General features: G+C 40.1%; 6 protein-coding genes and 4 pseudogenes. 7 read left to right on the top strand and 3 right to left on the bottom strand.

Translation table 11 applies throughout. The annotated features are described in order from the left end of the window. Positions 1–290: 290 nt before the first annotated feature. The 4 genes from DYI81_RS17110 to DYI81_RS17095 all read left to right on the top strand — a co-directional run bounded on the left by DYI81_RS17110 (position 291) and on the right by DYI81_RS17095 (position 3,978). Positions 291–593, top strand: a complete 303-nt coding sequence (locus DYI81_RS17110; RefSeq protein WP_000364388.1) for a helix-turn-helix transcriptional regulator — start codon at positions 291–293, stop codon at positions 591–593. A gap of 4 nt (positions 594–597) precedes the next feature. Continuing rightward, complete coding sequence (locus DYI81_RS17105) at positions 598–1,857, top strand: type II toxin-antitoxin system HipA family toxin (RefSeq protein ID WP_117008158.1); 1,260 nt, start codon at positions 598–600, stop codon at positions 1,855–1,857. 526 nt (positions 1,858–2,383) lie between these two features. Beyond that, positions 2,384–2,692, top strand: a complete 309-nt coding sequence (locus tag DYI81_RS17100; protein WP_004282130.1) for a helix-turn-helix transcriptional regulator — start codon at positions 2,384–2,386, stop codon at positions 2,690–2,692. Then, positions 2,689–3,978 carry a type II toxin-antitoxin system HipA family toxin gene (locus tag DYI81_RS17095; RefSeq protein WP_117008157.1) on the top strand — a complete coding sequence of 430 codons (1,290 nt, stop codon included), beginning with the start codon at positions 2,689–2,691 and terminating at the stop codon, positions 3,976–3,978. The genes DYI81_RS17100 and DYI81_RS17095 overlap by 4 nt, the downstream gene beginning before the upstream one ends. Positions 3,979–3,996: 18 nt before the next feature. On the opposite strand, the gene DYI81_RS17090 is transcribed toward DYI81_RS17095, so the two are convergent. Next, the gene (locus DYI81_RS17090; protein WP_117008156.1) at positions 3,997–7,344 is read right to left on the bottom strand and encodes a DEAD/DEAH box helicase; all 3,348 of its coding nucleotides are present in this window, start codon (positions 7,342–7,344) and stop codon (positions 3,997–3,999) included. 247 nt (positions 7,345–7,591) lie between these two features. On the opposite strand from DYI81_RS17090, the pseudogene DYI81_RS17085 reads away from it, so the two are divergent. Next, a pseudogene (locus DYI81_RS17085) lies at positions 7,592–7,828 on the top strand (hypothetical protein); the annotation flags it as partial. A gap of 29 nt (positions 7,829–7,857) precedes the next feature. On the opposite strand, the pseudogene DYI81_RS17080 reads toward DYI81_RS17085, so the two are convergent. Then, positions 7,858–9,207 (bottom strand): annotated as a pseudogene (locus DYI81_RS17080) (fructose-specific PTS transporter subunit EIIC); the annotation flags it as partial. Between the two features lie 12 nt (positions 9,208–9,219). Between DYI81_RS17080 and DYI81_RS17075 the strand changes: the two are divergent. Next, positions 9,220–9,363 (top strand): annotated as a pseudogene (locus tag DYI81_RS17075) (IS4 family transposase); the annotation flags it as partial. 420 nt (positions 9,364–9,783) lie between these two features. Here DYI81_RS17075 and DYI81_RS17070 read toward each other — a convergent pair. Further along, complete coding sequence (locus tag DYI81_RS17070) at positions 9,784–11,403, bottom strand: oleate hydratase (RefSeq protein ID WP_117008155.1); 1,620 nt, start codon at positions 11,401–11,403, stop codon at positions 9,784–9,786. A gap of 383 nt (positions 11,404–11,786) precedes the next feature. Between DYI81_RS17070 and DYI81_RS17065 the strand changes: the two are divergent. Then, a pseudogene (locus DYI81_RS17065) lies at positions 11,787–12,079 on the top strand (transposase); the annotation flags it as partial.

The raw sequence follows: 12,079 nt of genomic DNA, 5'->3' as shown, positions 1-12,079 counted from the left end.
TGTTAGAACCCATTTAAAGTGTCTATATTCTCACCAATAAAAATGTCTAGTTTATGATGGTTTTTATCACCATGGACTGGATATAAATATAGATGCTGATCACTATGTCTGACAAAGAAATTCAACGGCTTGCAGTTCTGCAAGACGTTCGAGATCATCGTATTACCCAGGTCCTCTAATAGGATCTAATCAGGCCAATAAAGTACCCTCCTTACCGACTAAGTCGGTTTATTTTATAACTCCATTATTTTATGGTTTAATACACATATATAGACATAAGACCCAATATTATGGATTTAAAATTCAAAAAACCTGAAGAAGTTGTTACTTTATTATGTGAAAGGCTTCGCAAAGAACGGCTTTATCTGGAAATGACTCAGGCAGACGTCGCTACACGTGCTGGTATTAGTGTGAATACAGTATCTAATCTGGAAGCTGGTCGAAATGTTTCATTTGAAAATTTAGTGCGCGTTGCCATGGTATTGGGCCGATTAAAAGAATTAGAGGAACTCTTCAAACCTCATTTAAACAGTGTAAATGACATTCTCCGCTATGAGAGCAATACGGCTCGCCAACGTATCAAAAGGAAATAAGTGCATGCTCAAAAAACTTAATGTTTACTACAATGGATGGGGTGAATATTGGCTTTGGGGTACACTGGTCTCCTCAACCGCAATCACAGGTCGGCCATTAATCGCCTTTGAATACAGTGCAGAAGCGATCAGTAAAGGTTTAGAACTTTCCTCTTACCTACTTCCATTAAAAGGTGACTCATTAAGAACGAACTTTCCTACACATCAAATGGGATTGCCAGGTCCTATATATGATGCCTTGCCCGATGGTTGGGGCATGCTTCTTATGGATCGCTTATTTAAAAAAAATGGACTCAATCCAGCACGGATTGGGCCATTAGAACGACTCACGTATATCAGTACACATGCGATGGGGGCATTATCCTTTGAACCTTCAGCACCTAAGTTAACATTAACTGAAAATATTCCACTGATTAAACTCGCTCAAGAAGTTCAGGAAGTTCTCAAAGGAGAAGGTGCAGAATTTTTACAGCATTTATTAATTATGGGTGGATCTCCACAAGGTGCAAGGCCAAAAGCGCTCGTCTATCGTGATCCTGTCACCAACGAATTCTCAACAGTTAGCTCATATCAACATGAAGCCTGGCTGATCAAATTTCCCGCTCAGCAAGAGCATCCTGAAGTTTGTGCAATTGAAGCTGTTTATGCAGAATGTTTGCGTCATTGTGATATTGATACCCCTGACACCCAATATTTTACTCTTCCGAATGGATTAACTGCATTTGCATCAAAAAGATTTGACCGCCACGATGGCATGCGTATCCCTATGCAAAGTTTAGCTGCCTTTACCGGAGCTGATTTTAAATCACCAGGGAGTTTAGACTACAGTAACTTTCTTCGCGCTGCACACTTTTGCACCAATGATGTTCGCGAAAAAGCAATTGCATTCAAGCGAGCTGTTTTCAATGTAGTCTTCAATAATCGAGATGATCATTGCAAAAACTTTTCATTTCTGATGTCCCAAAATGGGCAATGGAAACTCGCCCCTGCCTATGATGTTACTTTTTGTGAAGGGCCAGGTGGATATCATCAAATGGATATCATGGGTGAGGCACTGGATATTCCTCGACAAGCTCTTGTAAAACTTGGTACTCAGGAAGCGGAACTTTCTGCCCAAGAAGTCGATGAAATTATTGGCTCGATTTGTAAGGTTGCAATCCGATTCAGCAATATCGCTCATGACCTATTATCTGGACAAATTCAAGCAGAGACTCTCCAAATGATCCAAAATAGGATTGAGCATAATATTCATTTATTGAATTGAATATAAAACATTTTCATGAGGATTAATAATCATTATATTAAATCATATACTGTTGTTATTTCTTATGAAAATCAGTATTAAAACATAGGTGACTTTTATGGACAAAAATTTCCAATATGAAGTGACCAAAATACCCTTAAATGATCTAAATTGCTAAAAATTTCGCCCCACTAAAAACCAATTACATTCAATTAAATCATATACTTACAATTAACATAATTTAATGGTATAAATCTCGGTGACCTTGCCAAGGTTGGGGTATTATCAGATTGCGCTAGGCAGTTAAATGCAGGGCTGCCAGGAAATTTTGCCAGAGAGTTGCCAACAGTTCAGATCTGGCTGCCAATTACGTAAGGAGATTAAGGTAAATTGAACCGCGTATTTTAACTGTATTTTCAGAGTGATTTCAGATCACTACGTAGCTAAGGCTTTTATAGATCGAAATGATAAAGTCATAAATTGCTTTTCAAAAAAAAAGAAACTAATATGTTTCTTACAGAACCTAAAAGCAATAAATGTATCTACAATGAATAAGTCTTTACTTCAGCAAATCAAAAAAAGACGAACCCAATTGGGCTTAAAGCAAGTTGATATGCAATCCCGTACAGGCATTTCAAGACAGCAGTACCAAAAACTGGAAAGTCAGGGCAACCCTCGATTAGAGACCTTAGAAATTATAGCGGCAGGATTAAATGCTCAACTGATGCTCATCCCTGATGATAAGGTTCATTTGATCAGACAATTATTGAATGATGAAATTAAAGTCACTATTGAAGATCAGGATGACTTAATGACTAACCCATGGAAGGGTCTTCTCGGAGGAGAGGAACCATGAATACTGTTGCCGTCCTGAAATTAACATTACATCACGGTATCGTTGGATACTTGGCAGGATTTCAGAGCGGAAAAAATATTCTGGTTTTTACAGATTCTTTCCGCTCTGATCAGCAACGTCCGACCTTGAGCTTGCTTACTTCCCCTTTATATCCTCAAGCGGATAAGATTTTAGAAAAGACCTATGTTACACATCAGCGCTTACACCCCTTGCTATCAAATCTGCTACCAGAAGGTGCATTACGCGAACTCATAGCACAAAGCCTCAAAATACATATAGACAATGAATTTCAGTTATTGGCAGCTTTAGGTCATGACTTACCTGGGGCACTGATTGCAACCCCAGTAGATCCAGAAGAAATCCCAGATGGAATAAAATTTAAGCTTCAGATCTCGAATCCAGATCAGATATTAAAACAAGAGATTCGGACAAATAATAAGTTTTCCTTGGCTGGCGTCCAAATGAAGTTTTCCATGAAAGCCAAAGATGGGCGTTTTACATTAGCACAGGCAACGGAATCCAGCCTACTCGGTGATTGGATTGTCAAAACTCCTTCTACCAGACATGCTTTTGTTCCGCTGAATGAATACTCTATGATGATCCTTGCCAAAATGGTCGGAATAGATATCCCAGAGATTCGTTTGGTAGATATGGCACTCTTACAAGACCTTCCACCATTAAATCTACCCCAAGAGCAATATGCTTTTGCAATTAAGAGATTCGATAGGCAGAGTACTGCTAATACTACAGAGCTTATTCATATTGAAGATTTTGCTCAGATCTTTGGTTCATATCCACACCAGAAATACAGCACCACAAATTATGAGCAGATCGGTAAGATCATTTATCACTATTCAGATAACAAAATTTTTGATATTCAGCAATTTGCCAGCCGTTTACTCGTCAATATTTTACTCGCCAATGGAGATGCACACTTAAAGAACTGGAGTATGATTTATCACGATAAAACAACGCCAAGATTATCCCCTGCATACGATATATTGATGACAAGTGTATATATTGAAAATGAGCGTCATTTCGCCTTAAATCTTGCCAAAAATAAAGATTGGTATTTAGCTGAGATGAAACACTTTGAACAATGGGCTGAAAAAGTCGGTGTTCCATGGCGTGTTATTGAAAAACAACTTCACGCCATTATGGACAAAGCACGGTCAGTATGGCCAGCGCTATTACTAGACTTACCTATGATTTCTGTTCATAAAGAAAAATTAAGAGAACATTGGAAAAAATTGCATCCAGACTTTCAGATACTTACAGATGATTAGAGGAAACCTGTAACCAAGCTAAAATTTCTCAAACAATTTCATCACATCATTTTCCGTCAGTTTCGCTTCTCCCTCATGATCTGTGCTTAGAATAGACTGTGCCAGTTCTGCTTTATTCTGCTGCAAGGCAATAATTTTTTCTTCTATGCTTTTATTGGTAATCAGCTTATAGACAAATACCGGCTTGTCCTGTCCAATCCGCCATGCACGATCTGAAGCTTGATCTTCAGCAGCAGGGTTCCACCATGGATCATAGTGAATGACCGTATCTGCGGCAGTTAGATTCAGACCAACCCCTCCTGCTTTCAGACTGATTAAAAATACCGGCACTTGTCCAGACTGAAATGCTGTAATGACTTCATCTCGCTTTTTGGTCTTTCCAGTCAGCTTCACATAGCCAATTTTTGCGTGATAGAGCTGTTGTTCAATCAGTTCCAACATTGAGGTAAACTGAGAGAAGATAAGAATTTTTCGCCCCTCCTCCACCATTGGAACGACCATATCCATCAACTGTTCAAGTTTGGCAGAGTTTGCCTGCCCAATTTTAACTGAATCCAGTTTCAGCAAGCTAGGATGACAACAGACCTGACGCAGCTTCAGCAAGGCATCTAAAATTTGGATTTGACTACGCTTAAAGCCTTTTTCTGCCACAATTTTCTGAATATTTGCCTGCATCGTGGCGCGAACAGCCTCGTATAGCTTGGATTGCTGCTCATTCATGTCAATATTGACTTCAATCGTGGTTTTTTCAGGCAATTCCTTGGCAACGTCAGTTTTCAAGCGACGTAAAATAAAGGGTTTAATGCGGTTTACCAACTTTTGCCTTAACTGCTGATCACCGCGTTTTTCAATAGGATAGCGGTACTTTTTATTAAAGATTTCTTGTGAATATAAAAATCCTGGCATTAGAAAATAAAATAGTGCCCACAGCTCACCCAAATGATTTTCCATAGGTGTACCAGTTAGACACAAACGATGTCGTGCTGTTAATTGCCGTACTACCTGTGCAGCTTTGGCACGCGGATTTTTGATATTCTGCGCCTCATCCAAAATGAGTTGATGATATTCATATTGCTTTAATTGTTCTTCATCTCTCGCTAGAAGCGGATAGGTGGTTAACACAATATCATAGTGCGGAATCTGCTCAAAATTCTGATGGCGGTCGGGCCCCTGTAGTAGCAATACCTTCAGCTGAGGGGTAAATTTTTCCGCTTCTTTGAACCAGTTATGCATCAGCGATGTGGGTGCAACAATTAAGGCGGGTCTGTCCTGCAAATGACCAGCCTGCTTTTCCATGAGTAAGTGGGCTAAAGTTTGTGCTGTTTTACCCAAGCCCATATCATCCGCCAAAATCCCGCCATGCTGGGTTTCCCTTAAAAACTGTAACCAGCCTAGGCCCTGCTGCTGGTATGGACGTAATTCCCCCTGAAAACCTTGTGGTGTCGGCAGTTGTTGCTGGTAGCCTTGTTTGAATTTCTGTACAAATTGCTGCAGCTGGTCACTGACCTGCCATGTCATCCCAAGATTATGCTGCAATTCTAATAATTGACTCGCATCATAGCGATCAATACTGCGCTCTTCTTGCTGTAAAATGCTCTGCAGATGCAACAATACCGGCTTAATGTCCTTTGCGGATAAAGCCAAATCTGGTTGATCCGCTGCAGTTTTCAGGGTGAAAATGTGACTGTCATGCAGATGAATAAAAGTCCGCGGATCAAGTAAATCAGGATTTACTCGCACCAAAGCTACGAGCGCATCAAGTAAATTATAAGAATTGCCTGCACTGTCTTGAACCGTCGCCCCGATATTGAACCAGTCCTGCTGGCCTTCAGATTCAGTGATAGAAATATTTAAATTTTCAACATATTGCAGGTTAAAGGGGCTGTTTTCCAGATGCTCTATCTGCCAGCCCATCAACTCAATTTGATTGATGGGCATCAGCTGTTTGATCCAGTCTCCATAGAAAGCAAAAACCATAGAATCGAGACGTTGTTTATCCAGTTTTAATTGCTGGTCATAACTAAGATCTTTCACCCACTTCAGTGATTCGACCAATAGCTGTAAACGCTGGATTGACTGTTGTTCCTGAGCTAAGTCCCGAAGCTGTCGCACCATTTTGTCATGCTGCTCACCAATGAAACTGTCACCTGATGTACCTGCTTTAATTCGCCCGCCTGCATAGGAGAATTCAATTTCAGCACAAACAGACTCTTCCCATTTCCAATCAAATTTATCTAAAACACCGAAGCGTAAAATTGGCTGGGGACTACCCTCAAGGACATCAATATGCTGAATAGACTCGGGCTGAGGCAGATTTTTCACGTCTGAATATTGATGAGTCAGTTTCTCAAACTCTGGCAAGAGCATAGATGGAAGATCAGGCATCTGTAAAAAATGGTACAGAAGATTTGCCGTATATTCACCATATAACTGGCCCACCGTGTTCTGTTGAATATCCACATAACACGGTGGCTGGCTAGCGAGAATTTGGATATGTGGATTTGATTTTAAATCGAGTCGAATATCACCATTGACCAATTCAATATTTAAATGCTCTGTCTGTTTGTTTACACCTTGTTGCCAGATCAGTTCGATGTGATAGCCTTGTTCTGACCATTGAAGTGCAGTATGGCTCTTTTTTTGCCAGTACACATCGCCACTTTGAATAAAAGATTTGAAATGCTCCAATAAAATTCCGGAGATATCAAGATTGCTTTGATAAAAACGTTCGTCACTGTTTATTTTGGCATAATAATAAATCTGGTTAAATAATTGTCGTTTTTGTTCAGGTAAAGTCAGATGCTTTCTGGTGATATTTTCATATTGGGTATAATAACTTTCCCCCGCAATTGAGCCGTTTTTATTGCGTCTGGCCTTCTGAACATCAACTGTCAATTTCTTTAAGCTGACAGACTGATCTAACAGGTAAATTAAATAATTGTTTGTTTTGACAGATTGCTCTGGTTCAGTCTGTTGTAAATACCGTTTAAAATCATTCAACCAGCGCTGTGCCTGATCATCCCCCCGTAGGCGTTTTGCGATTCCCTGCGGGGATTGAGAGTCAGCATAACGCTGCTGAAATTCCTGGCGATATTCCTGAAAGAATAACCGCGCTAAAGCAGCAGCATGTTTACAGTTATATCCAACCGGACAAGTGCAGTCGTCATCGATTAAACGGTCTTTTTGGGGATTATAGGTAATTGCGGTATCGTAATAATCTGTTCCTTCAATTTGGGCATACATCGTAACCCCGTCTTTTTCCTCAAAGAACTCAATCGTTTCCCTATCAATGTGTTTAGCATAGCTCAGACTGCGCTGAAGAGTTGCAGTACTAAAGCGAGATAGAAAATTGATCAATGAGGACATAATTACCAGAAACCAAAAATGTTTATACAATTATAACGGACAAAGCTGTCATTTCAGAACAGTAGGGCTCGCCAACGTATCAAAAGGAAATAAATCCATGCTCAAAAACTTAATGTTTACTACAATGGATGGGGTGAATATTGGCTTTGGGGTACATTGGTCTCCTCAACCGCAATCACAGGTCGGCCATTAATCGCCTTTGAATACAGTGCAGAAGCGATCAGTAAAGGTTTAGAACTTTCCTCCACATCAAATGGATATCATGGGTGAGGCACTGAATATTCCTCGACAAGCTCTTGTGAAACTTGGTACTCAGGAAGCGGAACTTTGTGTCCAAGAAGTTGATGAAATTATTGGCTCGATTTGTAAGGTTACAATCTGATTCAGCAATATCGCTCATGACCTATTACCTGGACAAATTCAAGCAGAGACTCTCCAACTGATCCAAAATAGGATTGAGCATAATATTCATTTATTGCACTAAATAGCTTTCACAAAGCTTCTATGAAGGGCTTATTCTAACCGTTGTTTTATTACGGCATAAGCTACACCAGTCACCACACTTCCAATCGCAATCGCCAATAAATATTTTAATGGATAATTCATCGCATTCGGAATGATCAGTACCATTACACCGCCATGAGGAGTGACTAGTTCACATTTAAATAATGCAACCAAAGCCCCAGTTACAGCACCACCTGCGATCGCGCATGGAAGCACTCGAATCGGGTCTTTGGCAGCAAACGGAATAGCCCCTTCCGAAATGAAACATAGGCCCAGAACTACAGCAGCCTTCCCTGCATCTTGCTCAGGTTTGGCAAATTTATGCTTTGCCAGAAAAGTTGCAATTGCCATACCCAATGGCGGTACCATACCCGCAGCCATGGTAATCGCCATCGGTCCGTATGTTTGTGACGTAAGTAAGCCCACCGTAAAGGCATAAGCCGCTTTATTTATTGGCCCCCCAACATCAATACACATCATACTCCCAAGGATAATCCCCATGATCATGGCATTGGTCGTCCCCATATTGGCAAGGAAGTGTGTGAGTAATTCAAACAATTGTGCAACAGGCTGTCCAACCACATAAATCATGATTAAACCAACAGCTAAACTGGCCAATAGTGGAATAATCAATATTGGTTTTAATGCTTCTAGGCTACTTGGGAGTTTAAGCTGCTTCGATAAAAATAACGCAATATAACCTGCAATAAAACCTGCAACTAATCCACCGAGAAAGCCTGCCTCTAATTGTGTGGCAAGTAAACCGCCAATCAAACCTGGAGTTAAACCCGGGCGATCCGCAATAGAATAAGCAATGTAACCTGCCAGCATAGGTACCATAAGAGTAAATGCTGCAGCACCTATTTGCTTTAAGGATGCGGCAAAGCTTCCTTCAACAGGATTGAGGCCAAACATAAACGAGATGGCAATGATCAAACCGCCCGCCACCACCATCGGCAGCATGAAAGACACCCCTGTTAAAAGGTGTTTATAAATTCCAGTTTTTTCTTTGTTTTCATTTTCTGTCTTAGTGGCTGTTTGCTTACCCGTTTCAAGCACTTTGGCCTCAGCAATTGCATTTGCAAAAGTCTTATCCGTTTGCTTAAGGGCAAATCCTGTACTGCAGCGATATACACGTTTGCCTACAAAGCGATCTGTATTGACCTCAATATCCGTTGCTAAGATCACCACATCTGCTTTGGCAATACTTTCTGCCGATAAAATATTTTTAGCCCCAACCGATCCTTGGGTTTCAACATCAATCTGATAACCGTGCTTTACTGCACCTTGTTGTAAGGCTTCGGCCGCCATAAACGTATGCGCAACACCAGTTGGACATGCTGTAATGGCGACAAACCGTGTAACCCCTACATTTCAGTAAGTTTATTTCGCTACGGTTTGGACTATGTTCAAATGGCTATTCTACGTTTGATTGGTTTTGGAAAAAAAGAAGAATTTAAGAAAGTGCTAGCAATTTTAAGAAAGAAAAAGCCTGATAGGGCAAGGATCCTATGAAATTTGTCGTGTACAGAGGTAATTTTTATGAAATCTAAAATCATGAGAAAAAGATAGAAAAGCACTTAGTCAGTTTCGGAGTATTATTTAAAACGTGGAGATGTTTTTCCTATGTTGATTAGTCAATTTATTTACGAATGAGGTATAAAGTTTTATCTAATTTTTCTTTTTATCCAATTTAAAATTAGGTGCGTACACGGCCTCAACTTTCAATAAAGTATAAAAGGTGTTTGTGTAGGCAATACCCTTACTTTTGATAAGCCAAAAGAAAGCAAAAGCCTTTGTTACCCATACATAACATCCCTATTATGATGGATAACGTGTGGCATCCCTGCCACACTCGTGTATCCAAACGTTGCTTAAATTAAACTATGTAATAGTGGCGACATAAAGGTGCTCTTATCGCTATATATTAAAAACTTAGTGGAACACTGTTTCTAAAGCTTTTAAACCCACTTTGGGATCAAGTAGACCGTTGTAAATTTCAGGGATTTCACGTTCCACCCCAAAAAATTCATAAATGGCAAGCATCGCCCCACGAACTGAATATTCCACAGTAAAGACCACGTCATCTTCAATTTCCACAAACTGTCCAAGGAAAGCAAAGTTTTGTGAGCCTTGTGGAATTACCTGTGGACGATCCCCCGGTTTACGGCAGGCGAATAGGGCAGAGGCGTATGGCATCATGGCGGTAGTAACATCAGTCGTTGCCAAAACATGATCTAAAATGTCGTCAAAACCGAGCTGTTTAATCAGTTCTGTTAGGATTTCTTGCCCCGTGGCTTCGGACATTGGTTTTTTGATGTAATCGCCTATATGGTCAATTTGGAAACCGTAGCCCCATAAGGTATATAAACCTTCAGGTAAGTCGGCAAAGTGTGGCTGTGCAGGAACCACGATGGATAAATGCCAACCCGACTCATACCAAGTCATGAGTGCGCCTGTGCCTGGTTCATTGTCTGTATAGTCAATAATACGTTTAAGTAGCACGTCATCTTTCATGGTCAGAGTGAAAGACTCCCACTTATGTTCATCGACATTGCCATAAAAAGTCATTGGACGGCCAAAGTCTGGGGCTTTTTGTGCCAGCGTTTCCCAAAGCGTCCAGCCATGATCTTCTCGATGACGAATAAGAGCAGGCACGTCATGATTACCGCCATAACGTGAGTCTGCTGTAATAGAGCCTAAAGTGAAAATAGCTAAATCATTGGCTTTCAGATTAATTTGCTCTGAGCCTTCAGGCAATTGTACATATAGGCGTGAAGCGTAGCGTTCTTGAGTTTCAGCATTGGTAATGAAGTCTGCATCTGTGACATAGTGTCCAAAACGCACATCGACGCCTTGTGCGACTAACCAACGCTGTAGGGGCAGAATCATCGAGTCATATTGGTTGTACTTGGTACGTTTCACACCCGCTAAGGTATGAATGCGTGGCAATTCTTGAATAAAACGCAAGAAATAGCGTCTTAACTCTGCTGCACTGTGCCATTTTTGAAAAGCGAAAGTCGTGCGCCACATGCGCCAGAAATTGGTTTCAAAAAAGGTTTCATCAAAAAACTCATCAATGCGGCGACTGCCAATTTTTTCTTCTTTTGAAGCTAATAGGCGCAACATCTGTGCACGATGTAGCGTATTCAGACCAAGCTTTGCTGCATCCGCAATGACATGTTCGGCATCAATCAACCGTGCATTGGCGTGGGTTTTCACTTTTTCATTAAACTCACGACATTCTTCACGCACCGAAATGTCTGGATTTTCCAAAGATGGAATACTGGAAAATAAGTCCCATAGGCACAAATAAGTTTCATCGGTCAGCATTCGCCCACCACGTGTTACCCAAGCTTGCGCGGCATGCGGTGTATGTCCACCATCCATCGAACCACCTGAAATATCGAGTTCTTCTAAAATATGGATATTTTTGGCAGGGACTTTGGCATCACGGATTGCAAATGCAGCAGCAGCCATACCTGCGATACCACCACCAATAATCCAAAGATGGGACTGTTGCTCGTCTAATGGGGTGCGCTTCTTATTTTGCATGGTTCACCTTTAATTATGATGTTAAAAATTATGAAGTAAAAAAATTGGTTTAGAAAAACCTTAAAAATAGTATGTCTTTTTATATATGAAAAATGTATGAAATGGGAAGCAATCCCCTCATTATATTTTGTAATCAAAAATAGACGTATGATGGCTATTTTTAATACACATTTGTCTTTTTATTAAAATTGAATATGATCTAAATAATTGATGTTAATGTTTATTGTTGAGTAATTGCTCTATTGTTGTTTTCACTATGCCGTATGCTAAATTTCTTTAAAAATAGGCTTTTTATTTATCATTAAAAAATATCTTTGTACACGACAAAAAAAGATAACTCATTGAAATAATGGCATAATACTTGTTTTCTGACGACGAATATGATGACACATTTCAATGAGTTACATCTCATCTTAAACAAATATCTAAAGTGGAACAAGTCACATGCAAATTTTGGTAAAGATCGTATTGTGAATGTGTTTGCAGACAGAGAATTTATCGGTGAGAAATGGTTTACATGGTTAATTGAAAATGACATTAACTTCTGTATACGTGTTAAAAAACTTTATTGTGACCAATCACTTAGCCAAGAATCATAAAATTAGTGATTTATTTCGTCATCTTCAAGTTGGTCAAACTGAATGTCGTAAACGACGTATTTGGGTTGGTCGAGTGA

This window comes from Acinetobacter sp. SWAC5 (assembly GCF_003419885.1).
Classification (GTDB): Bacteria; Pseudomonadota; Gammaproteobacteria; order Pseudomonadales; family Moraxellaceae; genus Acinetobacter; species Acinetobacter cumulans.
Note: the sequence above shows the minus strand (reverse complement) of the source record. Positions and strands in the feature narration are given on the sequence as shown.